This is a genomic window from Croceitalea vernalis (genome assembly GCF_031846405.1).
Classification (GTDB): Bacteria; Bacteroidota; Bacteroidia; order Flavobacteriales; family Flavobacteriaceae; genus Croceitalea; species Croceitalea vernalis.
Map to the genome: position 1 here is coordinate 844,930 of NZ_JAVRHU010000001.1, position 20,925 is coordinate 865,854.

23 protein-coding genes and 1 tRNA gene are annotated in these 20,925 nt (G+C 35.0%); 7 read left to right on the forward strand and 17 right to left on the reverse strand.

What is annotated here, in order from left to right:
• Positions 1-35 precede the first annotated feature (35 nt).
• Positions 36-2,306 carry a TonB-dependent receptor gene (locus RM520_RS03800; protein WP_311387025.1) on the reverse strand — a complete coding sequence of 757 codons (2,271 nt, stop codon included), beginning with the start codon at positions 2,304-2,306 and terminating at the stop codon, positions 36-38.
• Positions 2,307-2,393: 87 nt separating this feature from the next.
• On the opposite strand from RM520_RS03800, the gene RM520_RS03805 reads away from it, so the two are divergent.
• From RM520_RS03805 to RM520_RS03815, 3 genes are read left to right on the forward strand one after another with little or no spacing between them, the layout of a single operon-like run.
• Positions 2,394-3,047: a metal-dependent transcriptional regulator gene (locus tag RM520_RS03805; protein WP_311387391.1), complete on the forward strand. Its 654-nt coding sequence runs from the start codon at positions 2,394-2,396 to the stop codon at positions 3,045-3,047.
• A gap of 2 nt (positions 3,048-3,049) precedes the next feature.
• Complete coding sequence (locus RM520_RS03810; RefSeq protein ID WP_311384380.1) at positions 3,050-3,871, forward strand: ZIP family metal transporter; 822 nt, start codon at positions 3,050-3,052, stop codon at positions 3,869-3,871.
• A gap of 30 nt (positions 3,872-3,901) precedes the next feature.
• A complete protein-coding gene (locus RM520_RS03815) occupies positions 3,902-4,408 on the forward strand; it encodes a nuclear transport factor 2 family protein (protein WP_311387026.1) in 507 nt (168 codons plus the stop codon).
• Here the strand turns inward: RM520_RS03815 and RM520_RS03820 are convergent.
• The 7 genes from RM520_RS03820 to RM520_RS03850 form a co-directional block, all read right to left on the reverse strand.
• On the reverse strand, positions 4,397-4,873 hold the full coding sequence (locus RM520_RS03820) for a hypothetical protein (RefSeq protein WP_311384382.1): 477 nt from the start codon (positions 4,871-4,873) through the stop codon (positions 4,397-4,399). The two genes, RM520_RS03815 and RM520_RS03820, sit on opposite strands and share 12 nt — an antisense overlap.
• Positions 4,874-5,066: 193 nt before the next feature.
• The gene (locus RM520_RS03825; RefSeq protein ID WP_311387027.1) at positions 5,067-5,825 is read right to left on the reverse strand and encodes an SDR family NAD(P)-dependent oxidoreductase; all 759 of its coding nucleotides are present in this window, start codon (positions 5,823-5,825) and stop codon (positions 5,067-5,069) included.
• 1 nt (position 5,826) lies between these two features.
• Positions 5,827-6,573, reverse strand: a complete 747-nt coding sequence (locus RM520_RS03830; protein ID WP_311387028.1) for a hypothetical protein — start codon at positions 6,571-6,573, stop codon at positions 5,827-5,829.
• 23 nt (positions 6,574-6,596) lie between these two features.
• Positions 6,597-7,310 carry a DUF6090 family protein gene (locus RM520_RS03835; RefSeq protein ID WP_311387029.1) on the reverse strand — a complete coding sequence of 238 codons (714 nt, stop codon included), beginning with the start codon at positions 7,308-7,310 and terminating at the stop codon, positions 6,597-6,599.
• Between the two features lie 19 nt (positions 7,311-7,329).
• A complete protein-coding gene (locus RM520_RS03840; protein WP_311387030.1) occupies positions 7,330-8,883 on the reverse strand; it encodes an NAD(P)/FAD-dependent oxidoreductase in 1,554 nt (517 codons plus the stop codon).
• 30 nt (positions 8,884-8,913) lie between these two features.
• Entirely contained in the window at positions 8,914-9,660 is a 747-nt protein-coding gene (locus RM520_RS03845) for a DUF6090 family protein (protein ID WP_311387031.1), read from the reverse strand.
• A gap of 35 nt (positions 9,661-9,695) precedes the next feature.
• On the reverse strand, positions 9,696-10,247 hold the full coding sequence (locus RM520_RS03850; RefSeq protein ID WP_311387032.1) for a hypothetical protein: 552 nt from the start codon (positions 10,245-10,247) through the stop codon (positions 9,696-9,698).
• A gap of 121 nt (positions 10,248-10,368) precedes the next feature.
• Here RM520_RS03850 and RM520_RS03855 point away from each other — a divergent pair, with 121 nt between their 5' ends.
• Together RM520_RS03855 and RM520_RS03860 are read left to right on the forward strand one after the other, a co-directional pair.
• On the forward strand, positions 10,369-10,785 hold the full coding sequence (locus tag RM520_RS03855) for a hypothetical protein (RefSeq protein ID WP_311387033.1): 417 nt from the start codon (positions 10,369-10,371) through the stop codon (positions 10,783-10,785).
• A 71-nt stretch (positions 10,786-10,856) separates the two neighbouring features.
• Complete coding sequence (locus RM520_RS03860; protein ID WP_311387034.1) at positions 10,857-11,264, forward strand: DUF2141 domain-containing protein; 408 nt, start codon at positions 10,857-10,859, stop codon at positions 11,262-11,264.
• A gap of 3 nt (positions 11,265-11,267) precedes the next feature.
• On the opposite strand, the gene RM520_RS03865 is transcribed toward RM520_RS03860, so the two are convergent.
• From RM520_RS03865 to RM520_RS03905, 9 genes are all read right to left on the reverse strand, one after another.
• Positions 11,268-12,167 carry a glycoside hydrolase family 16 protein gene (locus tag RM520_RS03865; RefSeq protein WP_311387035.1) on the reverse strand — a complete coding sequence of 300 codons (900 nt, stop codon included), beginning with the start codon at positions 12,165-12,167 and terminating at the stop codon, positions 11,268-11,270.
• A 19-nt stretch (positions 12,168-12,186) separates the two neighbouring features.
• Positions 12,187-12,594, reverse strand: a complete 408-nt coding sequence (locus RM520_RS03870) for a TonB-dependent receptor (RefSeq protein ID WP_311384391.1) — start codon at positions 12,592-12,594, stop codon at positions 12,187-12,189.
• 117 nt (positions 12,595-12,711) lie between these two features.
• A complete protein-coding gene (locus tag RM520_RS03875; RefSeq protein WP_311384392.1) occupies positions 12,712-13,413 on the reverse strand; it encodes a DUF4097 family beta strand repeat-containing protein in 702 nt (233 codons plus the stop codon).
• Positions 13,414-13,483: 70 nt separating this feature from the next.
• Complete coding sequence (locus tag RM520_RS03880) at positions 13,484-14,236, reverse strand: DUF4097 family beta strand repeat-containing protein (RefSeq protein WP_311384393.1); 753 nt, start codon at positions 14,234-14,236, stop codon at positions 13,484-13,486.
• Between the two features lie 19 nt (positions 14,237-14,255).
• Positions 14,256-15,053 (reverse strand): HEAT repeat domain-containing protein, encoded by a 798-nt coding sequence (locus RM520_RS03885; RefSeq protein WP_311384394.1) that lies wholly within the window; start codon positions 15,051-15,053, stop codon positions 14,256-14,258.
• Positions 15,054-15,055: 2 nt separating this feature from the next.
• Positions 15,056-15,586, reverse strand: a complete 531-nt coding sequence (locus tag RM520_RS03890; RefSeq protein ID WP_311384395.1) for an RNA polymerase sigma factor — start codon at positions 15,584-15,586, stop codon at positions 15,056-15,058.
• Positions 15,587-15,861: 275 nt separating this feature from the next.
• Positions 15,862-18,075 (reverse strand): ferrous iron transport protein B, encoded by a 2,214-nt coding sequence (feoB, locus tag RM520_RS03895; protein WP_311384396.1) that lies wholly within the window; start codon positions 18,073-18,075, stop codon positions 15,862-15,864.
• Complete coding sequence (locus RM520_RS03900; protein WP_311384397.1) at positions 18,072-18,311, reverse strand: FeoA family protein; 240 nt, start codon at positions 18,309-18,311, stop codon at positions 18,072-18,074. The genes feoB and RM520_RS03900 overlap by 4 nt, the downstream gene beginning before the upstream one ends.
• A 108-nt stretch (positions 18,312-18,419) precedes the next feature.
• Positions 18,420-19,097 (reverse strand): SCO family protein, encoded by a 678-nt coding sequence (locus tag RM520_RS03905; RefSeq protein ID WP_311387036.1) that lies wholly within the window; start codon positions 19,095-19,097, stop codon positions 18,420-18,422.
• Between the two features lie 150 nt (positions 19,098-19,247).
• Between RM520_RS03905 and rseP the strand changes: the two genes are divergently transcribed.
• Together rseP and RM520_RS03915 are read left to right on the forward strand one after the other, a co-directional pair.
• The gene (rseP, locus tag RM520_RS03910; RefSeq protein WP_311387037.1) at positions 19,248-20,603 is read left to right on the forward strand and encodes an RIP metalloprotease RseP; all 1,356 of its coding nucleotides are present in this window, start codon (positions 19,248-19,250) and stop codon (positions 20,601-20,603) included.
• 70 nt (positions 20,604-20,673) lie between these two features.
• Positions 20,674-20,747: transfer RNA gene (locus RM520_RS03915), tRNA-Asn, on the forward strand.
• Positions 20,748-20,925 lie beyond the last annotated feature (178 nt).

Here is a 20,925-nt window from a genome sequence, read left to right on the forward strand (position 1 = left end):
GAAATTAAGCTTCTAACCAATTTAATGCGTCAACATTAAAAAACGGTATAGCGCATGCCAACAAAACCACGAATCCCTTGGTTGGGACCATACACATAGCTGGGGTCAAAAGTTAATGCAAAAGGATTGTCGGAGGTAGTTATAACATTTCCACTACCATTAAACTGTACATTAGTATCAAATGGGTCGTTAGCTCTGGCTATAATAAAGGGATTACCTCGGTTTGGAGTCCAGTCTAACAAATTTTTAATTCCGCCATAAAACTCAAAGTTGGGAAGCCTTTTATAAGTAAATTGAATATTTTGAATGCTCCAAGTAGGCGAGAATTCACTTCTAGGGTCTAAATCACTAATTAGGGGTAAACGCATTGGGCCATATAAATTACCAGTATAATCAATACTTAAATCAAGCGAACGAATGGTGTACGATACATTCCATGTACTTGTAAAGCGCTCCGTAAGTATTTGTCTTGAACGAATACCATTTTCTGTTTGACTCACATCTTGGTAAGTTGCCCCAATTAGGAAACGCAAACCATTAGAAAATACTGTTTCTAGATTTCCTGATAGGCCTTTAGATACTGATTTGCCCTCTAGATTATCATAAATTATCTGATTGGGGTTGGTGTCGTAATCTGGTAAAATTTGATTAGAGAAATTGGTATAAAAAGCAGAGGCATCAATACTTACAAAAGTGCCATTGTCAGCGTATATTTTCTTTAAGTAATTAAGATTAATATTAGTTGAGCGTTCAGGATTCAATTCTTCAATAATCACAACATCTCGAGAGCCTGTTAAGGCAGCGTGATCTTCAGTAAACAAATTGACAACCCGAAACCCCGTGCCAAAATTCACTCTAAAAATATCATTGTCACTGGCTTTCCATCGGTAAGCTCCTCTTGGGGTAAATATATTCCCATGGCGGCTATCGTAGTCATACCGCAAACCTGCTAAGATTGAATGTTTTTTATTGAACTTGTATTCATCTTGAACAAACAGACTGGGTATGATGACTTCATCAGCCTGGTTACCCCTTAAGTCAAAAGTAGCGGCAGTATCATCATCATAATAATTATAACGTACTGCACTACCAAAAAGTAAGTCGTGATTGCCAAGCCTTTTATCCCAGGTTAATTGTCCAAAACCAATGCGTTGGTCGGCTAAATAGGGCGTATTGCCATACACTGAATTTTGACTATGGTCATTGTAAGAAAATGACAATAGCATTTTTTCTTTAAAAGGCAACTCATATTGCCCTAAAACTTCCCACCTACGAGTGTAAATACTTTCGCCATAAATTTCATCACCACCTCTAAATTCTGGAGTCCATTGCAGTTCGCCGCCCCAGCGGTCTTCGTAGAAAAATCGTCCCGCCAGTGTAAAAAGCTTTGAATTCTCTCGTTTAAAATTCCATTTTTGAAAGATTGATATTCGGTCTTGTAAAGTGAGATCGGTAAAATTATCACCGTTATTGTCAATCAGCTGGTCGTATTTAAAATAGTTGACGCCAAGTAACATATCAGTCTTTTTACCTAACGATGCTTTCGCGCCAATATCAAGATTGTACTCGCCCCAACCGGTTGCAAAAGCATCAGCAAATAGTTTAGGAGCTTCTAAAGTGCTTTTGGTAATGATATTAATCAAACCACCAACTGCCTCACTACCATACAGGGTAGAGGCAGGCCCTTTTACAATTTCAATTTGATCAATTAATGAATTGGGTATTCCTGAAAGGCCATAAACGGTGCCTAAACCACTAACGATAGGCATACCATCAATTAAAACTAAAGTGTAAGGGCCTTCTAAACCGTTAATATGAATATCACCGGTATTACAAATATTACAATTAATCTGTGGGCGTACACCATTCACATTTTGTAAAGCTTCAAAAATACTTGGGGTTGGGTTCTTTTTTAAAAAAGTAGGGGAGTAGACCTCAACAGGTACCGCACTTTCTAGTCGGCTAACCGCTTTTAAAGTACCAGTAACCACCATTTCATCTAAGGTCTCTGCAGAAGCTTTTAATGTAATATTCAAAGTAATTTCTTCTTTGCCTAATAAAAAGGAAGTCCTTTTGGTTTCGTAACCAATGGCAGAAGCAATTAATACATATTCTCCTGGGGCTAAATTCGAAATTTTATAGTTTCCATTTTCGTCAGTAGCCGTGCCTGTTTTGGTATTCTTTAAAAAGATGTTGGCATAGGGCACGGGTAATTCACCATCGGTCAGAGTTCCTGTGACAGCACCTTCTTGGCTCCAACCAAGAACTAAAGTAAAAAGACTTAAAATAAGTAGCGCTTGTTTCAAAATTTTGAATACTATAAATTAATATTTAGACAAATCTAAAAATTTGTTTTTACAAATAAAAATGTATTTTTGGAAAAATCAATTTTTTTGACAAGAGCAGAAGAAAACTATATCAAAACCATTTTTCATTTGGGCGGAAATGATTCTAAACTCATTTCTACCAATGCTATTGCTGCCGAAATGGATACCAAGCCATCATCAGTTACGGATATGGCTAAGAAACTCGCGGATAAAAAGTTATTGAACTATGTGCGGTATCAGGGGGTTTCTTTGACGACACTAGGTACAAAAACAGCTTTGAGTATTATTCGTAAGCACCGCTTATGGGAAGTTTTTTTGGTAAAAAAATTAGATTTTACCTGGGATGAAGTGCACGAGGTTGCCGAACAATTGGAGCATATTAAAAGTGAAAAGCTGATTGATCAGCTAGATGAGTTGCTTGATTTTCCGAAATATGACCCACATGGTGATCCTATACCCACAAAAAGCGGTGAGTTTTCAGAGCGTGATAAACAGTTGTTAAGTGAGCTTAATATTGGAGCTCAGGGTATTTGTGTAGGGGTTAAAGATACCTCTGCGGCCTTCTTAAAATTTTTAGATAAAAACCACATTGCTTTAGGCAATGAAATAATAGTAGTAGATAAAGAGGCTTTTGATGACTCACTTCTGATTAAAATTGGAGCTCGTGAGCTGCAAATATCAAATCAGATTGCCACTAACCTCTATGTTAAATTAGAATAGTAATGGAACAAGTAATTACATATTTTGAATCTATTGACCCTATTTTAGCGGCTTTTTACGCCACACTTTTTACCTGGGGATTAACAGCTGCTGGGGCAGGATTGGTGTTTTTCTTTAAAAACCCGAATAGAGCGGTTATGGATGCCATGCTCGGTTTTACTGGTGGAGTAATGGTAGCAGCAAGTTTTTGGAGTCTTTTAGCTCCGGGTATTGAGATGAGCCCTGGTGAAGGTTTTGTAAAAGTGATTCCGGCAGCAGTAGGCTTTTTGTTGGGAGCCTTCTTTCTTTTTGGACTCGACAAGGTGCTCCCACATTTACACCTTAATTTTAAAGAGAGTGAAGCTGAAGGCGTCAAAACCCCATGGCATAAAACCACCCTATTAACTTTAGCAATTACCTTACATAACATTCCGGAAGGTCTCGCAGTAGGTGTTCTTTTTGGTGGTGTTGCTGCTGGTTTTGATGGTGCAACTATTGGTGGAGCAGTAGCTTTGGCTTTGGGAATTGGTTTACAAAATTTTCCTGAAGGTTTTGCGGTTTCTATGCCTTTGCGTAGACAAGGACTTAGCAGAAGAAAGAGTTTTATGTATGGTCAAGCTTCTGCTTTGGTAGAACCTATTGCTGCTGTTATTGGTGCTTGGGCGGTAATTACTTTTCAGCCTATTTTACCCTATGCGCTGGCTTTTGCAGCAGGAGCAATGATTTTTGTGGTAGTGGAAGAGGTGATACCTGAAACGCAGCAAGACAAGCATTCTGACGTAGCCGTAATGGGCTTTATTGGGGGTTTTATTGTGATGATGACTTTAGATGTTGGTTTAGGTTAAGCTAGCTCAAGAACCCTTAAATTATTTAGTATGATTCGATTTTTAACTCTTTGTCTTTTTTTATTTTCAATAGACGGTTTTACCCAAAAGGATACTGCAGCACTTCAAGAAGAAATTAATCAAGAAGTTTGGAATGCCTTTCAAAATGCATTTCAAACTTTAGATGGTGAGGCTTTAAATGCCACTTATGCAGAAACGGTTTTACGCGTGACTCCTAGCGGTATTGATACTCAAAATAGTTTTAAAGCAAAAAATTTAGAGCGTTTTATGGGGTATGAGAAAGAGGGAGTGTCAATCACTTTGGATTTCTGGTTTGATAGCAGACATACCAATACTACAGCATCTTACGAAGTTGGGTTTTACCGAATTGGGTTTATAAAGAACAATGAAACTACCTATAGTTATGGGCAATTTCATATTGTAATTCAAAAACTAAATGGACAATGGAAAATAACCCAAGATTGGGATACCGATACCATTAATGGTGAAAAGATTGGTGCCCAGGATTTTGGTAAACGAGCACCTTTAAAGTTCTAACTCATCTAATAATAACCCGTAATCATACTGCAAATCTTCATGAAGCAGTCCTATTTTTTTTTGAATGTAATCTAACTGACGTTGATAAAGGTTCATTAGTGTTGTATTTCTTTTTATAGAAGGTTTAAAATCACGCAGTTTTTCACAGAAATACAGTAAAAGAGCGACTTCGGTTTCTTTATTACCAGAATATCTAGCGTATTTTTTAATTGTTCTAAGAATCTTACGTACACTTTTTTTAATGTAGAAGTAACTGTTGGTATTGATAGCTTCAAACTGCTCATCAACTTCAGCTTTAACGGTTTCAATATAGCCAGATTCACTATCAGATTCAAACAAGAGATAGGTGAGTAGTTCTTTGTTTTCTTTTTTAAACCGAGCCAGTCGAAGGCATAATTGCAGCAACTCATCTGGATTTCTATGTTGTAATTCTTTTTTGAGTTGGGATACCGTAGCTGCTTTCATGGGCTAAAATTAGCAAAATTAAAGTACCTTATTGTTATCCTAAGTCCAGTCGAAGGAAAGACTAGGTTTCTATACTTCTTGGAGGTAAGGAATTGTATTTATTTGAGTTTTTAACCGGAGTCTGAATTGTTTCTTTTGGGAAGATTTTATCGCTCTTTTTCTTCGACTGCGCTTAGCATGACGAAGAAAAACTCTAGCTCCTTAAATAACTTGCCCCATTCACATCTATGATTGTACCGGAAGAATAGGCGGCCTTATCTGAAGCCAAAAACAAAATTGCATGTGCAACTTCTTCTGGCTGGGCCATTCGTTTAAAAGGTGATTCTCGAAGTAAATTTTCACGTTCAGCAGGTGTTAGGGTAACTGCTGCCATTTCAGTTTCTGTAAACCCTGGTGCAACAACACCAACATATATTTTATAAGGGGCTAATTTCTTTGCGAGGGACTGGCTCATTGCATTTAAAGCCGCTTTACTAGATCCATAGGCCGGTTTTGTAGGTTCGCCTCTAAAGGCACCTCTGGAAGAGACATTTACGATATGTCCTCCTCCAGATTTCATCATGGCTTGTGCTGCCCAATAACTAGTATTAGCTGCCGCAAATAGATTGGTTTTATATGTGTTTTCCCAAGCCAGTGTCCAATGGTCAAAATCTACCTCATCAATATCATGAAAAATGGAAACCCCGGCATTGTTGACTAAAATATCAATGCTTCCATAGTGAGCCACAAAATCTTCAACAAGCGCTTTGGTTTCTTCTTTTTTAGATACATCGTATTGAAACAAATGATGCCCTTTGCCAGATAATTCTGCTAAAGTTTTTTTTGCTTCGTTAGTATTGTTTCGGTAATTGATACCCACTTTAGCACCTTTTTTTGCAAAGGCCATGGCTGTTGCTTTGCCGATTCCTCTTGAGGAACCAGTTATAAGTACTTTTTTGTTTTTGAAATCCATATTATGGGTTTAGATAATTCGCAATCTTTTCTTTTAAGAAAATTGTTTTTTCTAAAGATGTTTCTTTTAAATGTGCTCCAGCATAGCGGAATGATCCCCGATGTTTTATCATATTAATGTACACTTGATCTTTTAAGAGCGATTCATAATCTATGGGTATAACATCGTAATTAGGATCTTTTAATCCTCTAGACTTCACATCTACCACTCGGAAGTATTTATGGAAAAGCGGTAATGAAGCAGAAGGCCAAAATTGATTCTCCAACCTAACGGTTAATGCAATGAGAACTCCATATTCTGCGTCAAATAGGTCAATCATCAGTTTTCTAATTTCGCTATCAGAGATTATTTGAAATCCCTGTGATTTAATTGCTTCAAATGCAGTGTTGGAAATAACAATGTCCGAGGCAAAGTCAGCTCTTCCAAAATGATAGTTCATACTATCAACATGAGCGAGTTTATTTTCTAAGACTTCAACTACAAAATCTATCGAACGCGCGGTTTCATATTCTTCAGTGATACTATTTTCTAGTCTTTCGGCATTAATACTTAGATTTTCTAGTAGCTCTGATAATAACTCTTTTTCTATTTTAGAATCTATTTTGTCTTGATTCCAATTATTTATCTGTAGTGCTATCAAAATACCAAAGACTACTAAGATGATTTCGCCAATAGCATACAAAAAGTATTTAGAGAACTTGTTCTCAGAGAGTAGTTGTTGGCGGATTTTACGGAAAAATTTAATCATAACTTATATATGGTTACATATTTTTAGTTCAACTCGTTCTCAATTAGTTTCAAGACGCTCTCACATTCTTTAATCAGTTTTTTATCAACCTCTATCAAATCTAACCTGCCTTGTGCATATGCCTTGATCCACGAAATGTAAAAATGATCAGAAAACAACGATGTATAATCATGCGGGGTTAGTCCTTCTCCTTTTAAATAGTTAAAATTCTGAACAATATGATTATCAAAGGGTGGATAAAACTGATTCACTATATCAAGAGTTGATAAATGACCAGGAATGGTCACCTCATATAATTTGATGATTTCCGATGATAAGACCTTGTTCGTAATGATGTCCAACCCTTGATCTTTATAGCCTTCGTATCCCGCTTTTGACGGCAACAAATTCTGTTTGGTGATTCTTGCCGAATGAAAATGTTGTTTTAAAGTATTTGAATAGGGTAATTCGTTCGTTATGGATTGAATGACAATTTCGCTTGAAAGATTCCATTCATGCAGAGAATCAAGGTCATTTTGAAAGGTCTTAATGTTTATTTTTATGTTTTCAGCCAAGTCATTTAGGATAATTTTTTCCTTTTCTCGGTCTTTTCTATACTCCTTCCAAATATTGATTTGCAAAGCGATTAAAATACCAATAACAACAAGCACGATTTCACCAATAGCATAAAGCAAGTATTTTGAAAACTTGTTCTCTGAGAGTAGTTTTTGGCGAATTTGGCGGAAGAATTTAATCATAGCATTAATTTATGTATTTTCAAAGACCTACAATTGCAGCTTCTGCACAGCGTTCCCCATCCATTGCAGCAGAAATTATTCCACCGGCATAACCACCACCTTCACCACAAGGGAATAATCCTTTAATTTCTGGGTGTTCTAATTGTTCCGATCTGGGGATGGTAATAGGTGATGAGGTTCTTGATTCTACTCCAACTATGTTGGCTTCTTTAGTATAATAACCCTTCATTTTTTTACCAAATTGGGCAAAGCCTTTTCGTAAGCGACCTCCAATCAATTTTGGAAATAAAGAATGCAAAGGCGATGAATTAAGTCCTGGTTGATAAGACGTTGGGTTAAGGTCTTGAGAGATTTTACCTTCCACAAAATCAGTTAACCGTTGTGCAGGAGCAGTTTGTGTTCTTCCGCCAGCCGTAAAAGCCAAACGTTCTAAATTTTTTTGATATTCTAGACCTTTTAGAACCCCATATTTCTCATAAGTTGGTAAATCTTCATCCACATTAATTTCGACAACAATACCAGAATTGGCAAACTTGTTATTCCGTTTTGAGGGTGACATGCCATTAACAACAACCTCACCTTCCGCTGTTGCTGCCGGTACTATAAACCCACCAGGGCACATACAAAACGAATACACGCCTCGGTTTTTTACCTGCTGCACAAGACTGTAGGCCGCCGCGGGCAGTAATTCACTGCGTTCTCCACGACAGTGGTATTGAATAGAATCAATAATATGTTGCGGATGCTCTACCCGTACACCCATAGCAAAAGACTTCGCTTTAAGCGCAATATCTTTTTTATGCAAGAGCTCAAAAATATCTCGGGCGGAATGGCCAGTTGCTAAAATAACCCGTTGAGTTTCTAGTTCTTTTTCATCATTTAAAACAATAGCTTTTAGCTGATTATCTTTTAACCTAAAATCGGTAACCTTGGTATCAAAATGTACCTCACCCCCAAACTTAATAATGGTCTCTCGTATATTCTGAACAATTTTAGGGAGCTTATTGGTGCCAATATGTGGGTGCGCATCCACCAAAATTTCTTCAGTTGCTCCATGAAAAACAAGGCTTTCAAAAACACGACGAACATCGCCTCTTTTTAAACTACGGGTATATAATTTACCATCGGAATAAGTACCTGCACCGCCTTCACCAAAACAATAATTTGAATCTTTATTTACAATATGATCTTGATTAATGGCTTTTAAGTCTCGACGTCTATCTTGTACGTTTTTACCGCGTTCTAAAACTATAGGCTTGTACCCTAATTCTAAACAGCGAAGAGCTGCCCACATACCAGCTGGGCCAAAACCAATAATATGAATGGACTTGGCAGTAGAGACATCTTTATATTCGAAATGATAAGTATTGTCTTTTGGGCTAGGTTCGTTAATATAGACTTCAAGCTTATAATTGAAGTAGATAGTGGGCTTACGAGCATCTATTGATTTTCGTTGCACTTTAATTTCAAAATCATCTTCTGAAACCCCGAGGTATTTGGCTGTTCTAGCTTTCAGTCCATCTGGTTGGCCTTCCTCTTTTAAACTTATCCGTATTTGGATGTTTCTTATCATTAAAAATTATTTGGAAGGTTTACAAAGAAATTAATCATTCGGGTCAGGTTCTGTAAGTCGAACAATATCATTAATCATAGTTATGATTCCTTCTTCTTTTGCCATAACTAAATTATTATTTAAATCACCTGCCCTTTGATTCATAAAATTCCTGTGTCTTTTGCTAAAAAATGCAGTTATATATTCGGGGTCATCTTCAATGTCTGGATCGAAGTTTACTCTGGACCAAGGCTTATATTCATTGAATAAAAAGGTTTTAGCAAAATCTTCTTCTTCTAAATAGTCATTCAAAACATCTTTCCAAGAAATCAAGTTCCTTCTTAAAGTGTCGTTTACAATTAAATCAAAAGATGAGGAATTTAATAGTGCTTGAACACTACCATTTTTTGGGTTGAATGATTTATTTCTCCACATTAAGCCATAATAATACCCGATACTATCTTTAAATTGAATATTTGATTTATCAAATTTGGGATTTTTAAGGTCAAAAGTTTGTACAATAGCTAATAATCGCACGGCTGCGTGTAAACTGACTTCGTTGTAACGGTTTATGGAGTCAAGCTGAACCTTATTTGACTTGAAATCTAAGTTGATTTCTTTTAAAAAAGCGAGTTCTTTTTCATGTTCCTTTTTGTTTTCATTCCAATTATTAATCTGAAGTGCAATTAGAATACCAATAACAACGAGTATGATTTCGCCCAAAGCATACTTTAAATATTTGCCCGTTTCACCTTTTGAAAGTAATACTTGGCGTGTTTTTCTAAAGAATTTTAGCATTGATATGACTTTTCATAGTAATTTAGAGTATCGTGTTACTTAATTTTTTTCGGAACACTTTTATTGGTATTGGTAAGCCAAAGTTCATCTTCATAAATTGAGGTGAAGGTTACCTCTATGTAAAAAGGAATTTCATCAATGGAAGTAATACCTAAATACTCAAAAACACTTTCTAAATTAGAGGCTGGGAGCTTGTATACAAAAAGTGAGCGCTCTTCATTTGGAGTCAAAGTTGTCCCTTCTCCTAATTCAGCATGTTGAGATAAATAACCATATTCCAATAATTTGGGATAATTTTTCTCAAAAAATGATTCAGCATTCAAGGGAAACGACTTTTTCTCGTGCATAAAATAAATTGAATCTATAATAGCAGGCCCTAAACCTTTGTTCTCTAGCACCTCTTGATACGTCACCAAAGAATCATTGCCACCTTGGTTTGTAGTAAAATCTAGTCTTGGTTTTACAGAGAGCTTACTTTGAACACGCATAATATCTGTTTGATAAATAAATATGGCAAGCGTAAGCACACTTATAGCCATGGCCGATATGCCTAGAATGCGGTCGGAATTAATTTTTCTTGATTTCATAACTATTTCAGGAATGGTTATTGCTTTAAAGATAATAGTTATTCATTTACATTGTGAGGAAGTAAAAGAACAAAGGTTTGATTACTTTTAAAAGTATTTTTAGCATTGGAATAGTACTATCATGAAAAAGAAAAACTGGTTTTGGAATCTTGTTATTATACTCACCGTTGTTGGCTGTATTTTCGCTTTTGCGTTGCATTATAAAAATTGGCCCAAGTTCGAAGAAGGAAACTTTCAAGTAGCATCGGGTATTTATAAACAAAGAATTCCAATTATTGAAATTGATGAAGTTACATGGCTTAATAAATTGCCAGCTATGCAACGAATGAATGGGTTTTCGTGGTTAGCTAAAGAGAAGGGTGTGTTTGTTGATTCATTAACTCAAACCAAGGTTTATGTATTTGTTGATGACTTAAGACAGCCAAAGCTTCGGATTACTCATCAAGATAGCTTGCTATTGTATTTGAATTTAGCAGATAGTGCAGGAACTCAAGAAATCTATGAGAAATTAACTTTGGCTTTAGAACAAAAAGATTAAGGTATTTTATCTTTGAATACAGCTAATTTAAAACTCTTAAGAGTCTTTAACGTAATCGAAAATTTCATTTAATGAAAATTATTTTCAGCAGTTTTTTATTAATTTCTAGTATTTGCTTTGCCCAGCATAAGATAACAGTACATGTAGAACAAGTGCCTTCTTCAAAAGGTAAAGTGAGCGTCGCGGTGTACGAAAGTCATGAAACATTTTTAGAATTTAATAAGGTTTTTGCCTCTGGTAGTGCCAAAGCTAAGGAAGGTAGAACAACCGTTGAGGTTGATGAGATACCTAATGGTGAATATGCTATTGCTTTATTTTATGACGAAAACGGCAATGACGAGTTAGACACCAATTGGTTTGGAATACCTAAGGAAAAAGTTGCCTTTTCACATGCCAAGATGAGGGCATTTGGCCCTCCAAAATTCAAAGACTGCGCCTTTGAAGTAGCTAAAGATATTCGAGTTACTATTTCGCTCTAATACTTATCTACTATAAACACGCACCCAGTCTACTTGCATTTGCGAAGTATCCACAAATGTTGATGAAGATTGATTTGGAAAAAAGAATCCGCCAACAGCAGTATTTAAAACAATTTGTTGTTTTTGACCAAAGAGTGACGAAATAAAGTTTAGCCCATTAGCATTGTATTTATGTAGGCTTTCGTCATCAAAAATAATTTCTAAACTATTGGACGTCCAAATGAGTTCATAGGTATGAAAATCGGCCGTGATATCGACTTCTAAATCATGTTCCACAACTGTATTGTCATTGTTGGTAATAGGAATACCCTCTTCAACACCGTAAAAGATATTAGAAGAAAACTCCATTGGCAGATTACCTCTGGCTTCTATAATATCTATTTCGCCTTTTGTTGGCCATGGGTCACCATAAGACCAAAATGCAGGCCACATTCCATTGCCAGGAGGGAATTTGATACTGGCCATAAATCGGTATTCTGTTTCACCTGTTGCACTTGATGGTCCGTATGTTGTTTTGGTTTCTATTCTGCCGGAAACGTATTCAAACTCTTTGTCCGTACTATCAAATGGATTGTTAGGACCAATAATTCGTTCACGCTGCACATTAATACTTAAAATGCCGTTTTCTAATACTAATTGCTCCGGACGGTAAAACTGTATTTCATTATTAAAAGCACCGCTTTCCCATATATTCCATTCTGATAAATCAGACTCAAATTCTTCTTCCCAAACTAAATTCCAAGGTCTGTTGGGGTCAATTGGTTCTGGGTCATTTGCTTCTTCTTCCTCTTGAATAATTGGGTCAGGACCATCTCCATCAGAATCGGAACAGCCTGAAAAAGAACAGAATAACAATAAGGTAAATAAAGAAGTTAAAAGTCGAAGTTGAAAAGGTTTTCTCATTGCGTAGGATTACTGTTTTTTATTCTTTTAAGGTGGTGAGTTTGATAACTCCGTTGGCACCACGACTGCCGTAAAAAGAAGCATCAGAAGCTGATAAAACTTCTATTTTCTTGACCATAAAATTAGTAACCAGATCATTAACGGCACTAAATGAATTGCCTACTATTAAATCATCCAGAACATATAGAGGCTCGCTCGTACCAAATGGCGAAATGGAATTTGCCGTTTTTTGAAGAACAGGGACTCCATTTTTAAGAACAATGCCAGGTTTTTGTCTTATTTGTGTCAGTAAAGAAACATTTGCTCTATTTTTTTTATCTAAACTTTCTTTAAGATTAGATTTATTGGTTTCATTGCTTTTTGTTGCAGAACAGCTAACAATAAATAAGCAAAGTACTATTGAAAGTAAAGAAAGAATTTTTTTCATGGCACGTTTTTTAGCTGCTTTAAAATACGACAAATTCTTGTAATGTTTGAGTTTGATTAAAGAACATAAAAAAAGGCGCATATCATGCGCCCCAAAATATTTGTCGTAGTACCAAATTTATTTTCTCAAATACATGTTACCATTAATGGTATTGAGACTAAGCTTATTTTTAAAACTACCTCCATCACTTTCTACTTTTTGGCCAACATGCCTGTCATGAGCAACAATACTTAGGTTTTCATCAGCATAAATATCACCGTGAATAGTTTCAGCTACGAATTTGGTATTAGAAACTTTTAAATCAATTTCTCCATTTATAGTGGTTAATTTTAATTCGCCAGCATAGGCGCCAATATCGATATTACCATTAATGAGATCTGCAGTAAAGTCGCCTTCAATCAATTCAGATTTCATACTTCCATTAATACTACTTACTTTAAACTTGGCATTTTTTGGCACATACAGCACATAATCAAAGTCGTATTTTCTATTCGAATAGTAATTATGCTTATTCTCTTTTTGCCATTCGTTTTTAAATGCGTCAAAAAGCTTTTCAGTATCAGATGCTATGATAATCGAATTACTATTCTCTTTAATATCTAACTTATAAAGCTCAATATGTTTATCATCTTTGGTGCTGATATTAGCTTTGAAATAAACACTTTGCTTGTCCCAAGTTTTTACTTCAATATCTGAAGCGAAAGGCACTTTCATTTCAATATATTGGTTGTTATAGTCAAGGTTTTTTTCAATGATTTTCTGCCCAGTTACTATCGTTGTGATAAAACACAAGAGTAGCCCTAATTTTAAATTTTTCATGATTGTTCGTTTTTTGTGCCAAGCCAGTTTCTGTAATTCATAGTATCAAGCTCAACTTATTTTTGTTAGTTTATTTTTTTCTTAAATAAATAGTTCCGTTGGTGGATTTTAATTTAATAGCTACACCTCCGCCATTAATGGCTCCTTTTATGTTCTTGCCAGATACTGATTTGAGCCCCTCTTTGTCAGGTCTCTGCAAATCAAAATTGGTATAAATATCACCATTCCAAGAGCTTAGTTCCATATCGGCCGAAGTGTTTTCTGGTAGCGTAACATCAATTTCTCCATTAGTTGTTCTAATTACAATTGGAGCGTCTTGACTGATTTTATCAAAAGACACTTCAATACCTTGATTCAATGAATAGGCAGTAACAGGACCAGAAAGGTTCTCCATTTTAAGTCCGCCATTTAGATTTGCATTAGCTTCAACTTCACCTGAAAAACCTGCTATGTAAATGTCTCCATTCCATGAATTGGTTACTGAAACATTTTGAGTTTTTGGCAGAAATATTTCCGCTTTTTCAGACCTTCTCAAATTCTTAACTAACATAGTGCCTCCATCTTGCACTACATAAAAACCTACATCAGTATTATCAGTGCCACCTGCACCAACTAATTTTAGTCCTTTGGCTTTTTCAGATTTCTTTTTTCTTGAAGATACTTTGATTAAAAGCTCATTTTTGTCGTGTGTTTTTAATTCAATTCCTGATTTTGATTCGATCTTAACCCAATCAACCCCACTTAAAGATTTAGTGTAATCCGTTTGCGCTGTTGCACTCCAAACAAATGCGCAGATAAATAAAATACTTGATACTAATTTCATGATTTTCGTTTTTTGATGTTTATATAATTTCTGATAATACTTGATTAATTTCATCCTTAACAAATGGCTGAGTGTCTTCTTGTTCTAATAATTTTTTCATTGGTTCTAGGGCTTTCTTTTCTTGTGTTTTCACAAGATTTCGAATAAGTGAAATTTGTACACTCGGGTCTTTTTCTGTTTCTAAAGCTTTGATAAAAGCAATTTTGACCAATTCAGCACTTGAAAAATTTGACAATGCCTCTACCGCTGTTAACCTCACATTAATGTTTTCATCATGAAGCATTCTATCAGTTAAGGCAGTGATAATGGCCTCATCAGGATTTTTAAAGTCTTGAATAAATTGAACACCTTGAATTCGTTTACTAGCAGATTGATTCTCCATAAGTGAAATCATAGCCGTCTGTTTTAATTGTTGACTTTCATTTTCTATTGAAGCAATAGTTAGGTTTGCTTTTTCAGATTGAAAATAACGCCCAGAGGCAAAAGCAATAGCTAGAATGGCTATACTCGCCGCAATTTTCATAATACTTTTGAGCCAGTTATTATTATTTTTAGAGGTAGATTGGTTGATGGCAACTACCTTAACTGAATTGTTCTTTTCTTCTTCTAAAAGCGCAAGAAAACCTTCTTTTAATTTTGACGAAGGCGCTTCAACTTTTTCTCGTTCGATAGCGTTAAAAAGAAGTTGGTATTCTTCTACTTCGGTTGCAAAAGATTTGGATTTTTTAATATGTGTCTCGACAATAATCCTTTGGTCATTATTGAGCTTACTATCTAAATAATCTGGAATCAAGTCTGTTATATTTTCTTCGTTCATCATCAGATATTTTGTAGGTAAATTGTTTTTAATTTTTTTAAGGCTCTACTCACTTTAGTCTTCACCGCTCCTGGTGTTGAGTTTAAAATTTCAGCTAATTCGACATATTTAATTTCATGAAATTTATGTAAAACAATTGCCTCTCTGTCAGAAGCTTCTAACCGGTTCAATGCTTTTTGTAAATGCGAATAGTCTTCTTTGTTTTCTATTTGTTCAGCTGCTAGTTGATATGAAACAGCATCAATATCATTATGTACTTCTTTATTTCTCGTAAAATGTGTTTTCAGACTATTTCTAGCAATGGTAAATAACCAAGAGACGAACTTTCCGTTTTTATAAGATGACCTATACTTAATCACCTTGTAAAATACATCTTGAGTTAAATCTTCACTCAACATTCTGTCACCACACATTTTATATAAAAAATTAAAAATGTGAATATGGTGTCGTTCAAAAAGTACTTTTAAAACATCTAAGTTTCCTAAAGCTACTTCCCCCATTAATTTTTCGTCTGTTTGCTCTTTTAATAGCATGTTCTTGGTTGGTATTCGTAACTATATAGTCAGAAAAGTACAAAAGGTTACAAAGCGGCCTTAAATTTTTAAAAAGAAATAATAGAATAGGAGTGAATAAGTAGGCTAGCGATTAGAAATAAATTTTAAGAACAACCACAGTCATTATTTGAACAGCCCTTAGAATTTGAATTTTTCTTAAACCTTAAGCTTTTCGGAAAAACATATTTTAAAAGCAGATATCCTACGGAGAGTGCTAAAAAAAAGTATACTAATATGTGTTGAAAAACTTCCATTTATTTTAAAACTTGGTACGCTACCAAAGCTACAAGGTAGGCAAAACCGCTCATAAATACTAGTTGATATAAAGGCCATTTCCAAGAATTGGTCTCGCGTTTTACAACAGCTAGTGTACTCATACACTGCATGGCAAAAGCATAAAAAAGCATTAAGGATATACCTGACGCTAAATTAAATAGGGGTTTATTACCTGAATTGTCTAACTCAGCGGCCATTCTATTTTTTATAGTTTCCTCTTCGTCATTACCAACACTATAAATGGTAGCTAGAGTACCTACGAATACTTCCCGGGCGGCGAACGAAGTTAAAACGGCGATACCAATTTTCCAATCATAACCCAATGGTTTTACAATAGGTTCTATTGCCTTACCAGCATAACCTATATAAGAATGTTCTAATTTGAAGCTCGTAATTTCTTGAGCAATAGCTTTCTCGGTCAATCTTAGTTTGACAATATCTAAGGAATCTTTAGCAGACTGAATTAATTCAGGATCTGGAGATTTCTCAAAAGCAATTAAGCTGTTTTTTATATAATTTTTGCTGTAATTATTTAAACCGTTTTTTTCAATTCTTTGAGTAACAATTTCTTCTGCATTTTTAAATTCCTCTGAAAAACCATTAGAACCCAAAAACCAAAGAATGATTGAGATTGCTAAAATGATTTTACCTGCTCCAAAAACAAAACTTTTTGTTTTTTCAAGCACTGTGTAAAAAACATTTTTAAAAAGTGGAAGCCTATAGGTTGGCATTTCGATCATGAACAACGATTTGTTTTGAATTTTCAAATACTTGTTCAATAACATTGCCGAAAGAATGGCCATTCCAAATCCTAAAAGATAAAGAAGCATTAAGGTTAAGGCCTGATAACTTAAGCCTAGAAAACTACCTTTTGGGATAACCAGTGCAATTAAAATTAAATACACCGGTAATCGCGCAGAACATGTAGTAAAAGGCACAACTAAAATGGTAATTAATCGTTCTTTCCAATTTTCAATGGTACGTGTTGCCATCACAGCTGGTATGGCACATGCAGTACCAGAAATTAAGGGTACAACACTTTTTCCACTAAGTCCAAAGGGTCGCATTAGTTTATCCATTAAGAACACCACGCGACTCATATACCCTGATTCTTCTAATAATGAAATGAATAAAAACAAGAATGCAATTTGTGGTATAAAAACGGCGATACCTTTAATACCTGCAATAATACCCTCGGCCAATAGGTTGGTAAATACCCCTGAAGGTAAGGTGTCTTTGACCCATTCGCCAGCCATAGAAAATTGTATATCAATCCAATCAGAGGGGTATGAGCTCCATTCGAAAATGGCCTGAAAAATGGTCAATAAAATGATACAGAAAATAAGATATCCAAAAACTTTGTGAGTCAAGACCTTATCAAGACTAGCTCTTAATCCTTTGGCAGATTGCAAATCGACCTTATAAGCTTCCTTTAAAATTCCGTTGATGAATTGATACCGAATTACAGTCTCTTTGTGTTGTAATTTTTTTAATTCATTTTTTGATTTAGTTGAGAATGAAGTTGCATCTTGAATACGTTTCTTCTCAATGGGCATGAAATTGACATCTTGTGTAATTACCAACCACAATTTGTACAAATCTTCTTGAGGAAAGGTTTTTTGTAAACGCGCAAAATACTCAGGTGAAATTCTAGAGGTATTCGTATTAGGTTTTGAAGAAAGACTTTTGTAATTGGCAATGAGTTCTTTAACTCGTTCAATGCCCTGACCCTTTCTAGTGCTCACTAAAGCGATTTTAGTGTCTAGTTTTTTCTCGAGTAATTCAATATCTATTGAAATTCCTTTTCTGGTCATTCTATCAGCCATATTGATTACTAGTACGGCAGGAATTTGAAGGTCTTTTATTTGAGTAAAAAGTAAAAGATTTCGTTTTAGGTTTTCTATATCGCTAATGACTACCGCTACATCTGGATAATCTTTATCATTTTTATTGAGCAATAACTCTACAACAACACTTTCGTCTAAGGAAGTCGTATTAAGACTGTAGGTGCCTGGTAAATCTAAAACATGAGCTTTTACCCCTCGTGGTAGTTTACAAATCCCTTCTTTTTTCTCAACTGTAATACCTGGATAGTTACCTACTTTTTGATTAAGCCCAGTAAGTTGATTAAAAACTGAAGTTTTACCAGTATTTGGATTTCCAATTAAAGCAACATTGATGTTTTTACTCATGAATTAGAATCTTCAATAATGTCTAGTTCAATTAATGAGGCCATGGATTTACGAATAGCAATATGAGATCCGTTCACATTAATATATACCGGGTCGCTAAGAGGTGCAATCTGTACTAATTCAACTTGATTACCTGGTAAACAGCCTAATTCTAAAAGTTTAATGGGCAGTAAAGATTCAGAAAACTCTTTAATTATACCCTTTTGACCATACTTCAGTTCCGCTACCGTAATCACTTATTTTTATTTAGATTGATTATAAGTAGTCAAAAATAGGACAAAATCGCGAATCTATCTCTGAAACCTATGAAAATGATTTCTTATTTTTTGAAAAGGTCATTTGAGTTAACTCTTTTGATAAGATGCCTTTAGAATACTGAGGTCCTCCAATAGCTCCCTAATTTCTTCTTCATTAGTGCCATCATAAAAACCACGAATACGTCTCTCTTTATCAACCAAAATGAAGTTTTCGGTGTGTATCATATCAAAGGGTCCACCATCTCCATCATTTTTAACTGCTAAATATGACTTTCGAGCGAGTTCATAAATTTGTTTTTTATCACCGGTAACCAAATTCCACTTAGCATCAATAACTCCTTTTTCAATAGCATATTTCTTGAGCTGTTCCACAGAATCTATTTTAGGGGTTACAGAATGAGAAAGCAACATTACTTCATCATCATTTAAAATTTGTTCCTGAATGTTAGCCATATTCTTGGTCATTATTGGACATATGCTGGGGCATGTGGTAAAGAAAAAGTCAGCGATATAAATACTATTTTCATATGACTGTTCAGTTATAGTTTCACCATTTTGATTGGTCAGCATAAAATCTGCTATGGTATGATACTTTTTAGTATCATGTAACGTACTATCTACCAATTCAGGATTTACCATATTTGGTTGGTAAATAGGTAATCGTTCTTGAGGTTTTAATGCATTATAAATAAAGTATATGATTATTATTGAAATGATACCCAGTACGATACCAAAAAATTTGAACTGACTAAAAAACCTTCTCATAGACTGCAAAAATAGCTTAGGAAGCGACATTTATCAAGAAAATGGAAGATTTAGATACTAAATCTTTCTTAAAATGAAATATGCTTTAAAGGCCTGTTTTTTTTAGCGAGTCTAAAAACTTACTTTTGTGGGCTTCAAGCAAAAAAATACATGAGTCCCATCATTATACAGATTATTCAATTCTTTTTGAGTTTGTCCCTTTTAATAGTTCTACACGAATTAGGGCATTTTATACCCGCAAAATTATTTAAAACTCGAGTGGAAAAATTCTATTTGTTTTTTGATATCAAATATTCTTTGTTCAAAAAGAAGATTGGTGAAACAGTCTATGGTATTGGTTGGTTGCCTTTAGGCGGTTATGTGAAGATTTCAGGTATGATTGATGAAAGCATGGACACGGAGGCCATGAAAGAAGAGCCTAAGCCTTGGGAGTTTCGTAGTAAACCAGCATGGCAGCGATTGATTATTATGCTTGGCGGTGTAACTGTGAATTTTGTTGTTGCTGTAATCATTTATATTGGAATGGCATATCAATATGGTGATAAGTATGTGCCGATGGATAGCTTAAAAGATGGTGTTTGGGTAATGGAAGAAGTGATAGGTAATAAAGCCGGAATTCAAACTGGGGATAAAATTATTGCTGTTGATGGGCAGAAACTAAAATCTTTTAGTAGTGTATACTTAGAATTAGTTAATGGCAACACACTTACTATTGAACGCGATGGGCAGCGTATTGAAAAAGAAATGCCTGTTGATTTTATTGAAACACTGCTTGAGGATGAAGATAAAGTACGATTTTTATACCCAAGGATACCTTTTATTGTTGGTGAAATACCTGAAGATTCTCATAACGCTGCCTCAGGTTTGGAGCTCGAAGACGTCATAAATAAAATTGGAGACGAAGAAATTACTTATTACGATGAGTTCAATGGTATTATTCAAAAATATAAAGGGCAGAATGTGCCTTTTACAGTAACAAATAAAGAAGGGTCAACCAGAATGGTGCAAATGGTAGTCAATGACTCTGCTAAAATAGGCGTCCGTTTAGGATTTCCTGGTCTTTTTGATTTAGCTGATAGAGAAATTTTAAAAGTAGAAACTACTAGCTATTCTTTTGCCGAAGCAATTCCTGCCGGCATTAATGAAGGAGTTGAAACGCTAAGCAATTACGTAAAGCAACTGAAGAAAATTTTTAACCCCTCTACAGGAGCTTACAAAGGCGTTGGTGGTTTTGCGGCGATTGGTAAAATGTTTCCTGATACTTGGAACTGGCCCGCATTTTGGTCGACAACGGCCTTGATATCAATTATTTTGGCTTTTATGAACATATTACCAATACCAGCTTTAGATGGGGGTCATGTCATGTTCTTATTATATGAAATGGTGTCTGGTAGAAAACCAAGCGATAAATTTATGGAGTATGCGCAAATGGTAGGTTTCTTTTTATTAATCGCATTATTGTTGTTTGCAAATGGTAATGATGTCTACAAATGGCTTTTTAAATAAAAATGATTAATTTTTTCTTTGTAGTGTTCTAAAGAAAAAATTATATTTGCACCCGCTTAAGGTAAAACATTCCTCCTTAGCTCAGTTGGTTAGAGCATCTGACTGTTAATCAGAGGGTCCTTGGTTCGAGCCCAAGAGGAGGAGCAAAAGCAGCTATATAACATAGCTGCTTTTTTGTTTTCTATACTTTCCACATCACTTTTTATGTCTTTTTAAAAAAAAATGCATCAAAAAATTCTCTAAATGCTTGTAACTAAGGGTGCAAATTATGATGTTGATAAAATTGTTGAGAACCAAATTTTGTAATGTAAAATCTGAGTAA

Coding starts and splice junctions, on each gene's coding strand:
- RM520_RS03810 (WP_311384380.1), top strand. CDS start 3,050: ATGGAACAAGTAATTACATATTTTGAATCTATTGACCCTATTTTAGCG.
- RM520_RS03815 (WP_311387026.1), top strand. CDS start 3,902: ATGATTCGATTTTTAACTCTTTGTCTTTTTTTATTTTCAATAGACGGT.
- RM520_RS03820 (WP_311384382.1), bottom strand. CDS start 4,873: ATGAAAGCAGCTACGGTATCCCAACTCAAAAAAGAATTACAACATAGA.
- RM520_RS03825 (WP_311387027.1), bottom strand. CDS start 5,825: ATGGATTTCAAAAACAAAAAAGTACTTATAACTGGTTCCTCAAGAGGA.
- RM520_RS03830 (WP_311387028.1), bottom strand. CDS start 6,573: ATGATTAAATTTTTCCGTAAAATCCGCCAACAACTACTCTCTGAGAAC.
- RM520_RS03835 (WP_311387029.1), bottom strand. CDS start 7,310: ATGATTAAATTCTTCCGCCAAATTCGCCAAAAACTACTCTCAGAGAAC.
- RM520_RS03840 (WP_311387030.1), bottom strand. CDS start 8,883: ATGATAAGAAACATCCAAATACGGATAAGTTTAAAAGAGGAAGGCCAA.
- RM520_RS03845 (WP_311387031.1), bottom strand. CDS start 9,660: ATGCTAAAATTCTTTAGAAAAACACGCCAAGTATTACTTTCAAAAGGT.
- RM520_RS03850 (WP_311387032.1), bottom strand. CDS start 10,247: ATGAAATCAAGAAAAATTAATTCCGACCGCATTCTAGGCATATCGGCC.
- RM520_RS03855 (WP_311387033.1), top strand. CDS start 10,369: ATGAAAAAGAAAAACTGGTTTTGGAATCTTGTTATTATACTCACCGTT.
- RM520_RS03860 (WP_311387034.1), top strand. CDS start 10,857: ATGAAAATTATTTTCAGCAGTTTTTTATTAATTTCTAGTATTTGCTTT.
- RM520_RS03865 (WP_311387035.1), bottom strand. CDS start 12,167: ATGAGAAAACCTTTTCAACTTCGACTTTTAACTTCTTTATTTACCTTA.
- RM520_RS03870 (WP_311384391.1), bottom strand. CDS start 12,594: ATGAAAAAAATTCTTTCTTTACTTTCAATAGTACTTTGCTTATTTATT.
- RM520_RS03875 (WP_311384392.1), bottom strand. CDS start 13,413: ATGAAAAATTTAAAATTAGGGCTACTCTTGTGTTTTATCACAACGATA.
- RM520_RS03880 (WP_311384393.1), bottom strand. CDS start 14,236: ATGAAATTAGTATCAAGTATTTTATTTATCTGCGCATTTGTTTGGAGT.
- RM520_RS03885 (WP_311384394.1), bottom strand. CDS start 15,053: ATGAACGAAGAAAATATAACAGACTTGATTCCAGATTATTTAGATAGT.
- RM520_RS03890 (WP_311384395.1), bottom strand. CDS start 15,586: ATGCTATTAAAAGAGCAAACAGACGAAAAATTAATGGGGGAAGTAGCT.
- feoB (WP_311384396.1), bottom strand. CDS start 18,075: ATGAGTAAAAACATCAATGTTGCTTTAATTGGAAATCCAAATACTGGT.
- RM520_RS03905 (WP_311387036.1), bottom strand. CDS start 19,097: ATGAGAAGGTTTTTTAGTCAGTTCAAATTTTTTGGTATCGTACTGGGT.
- rseP (WP_311387037.1), top strand. CDS start 19,248: ATGAGTCCCATCATTATACAGATTATTCAATTCTTTTTGAGTTTGTCC.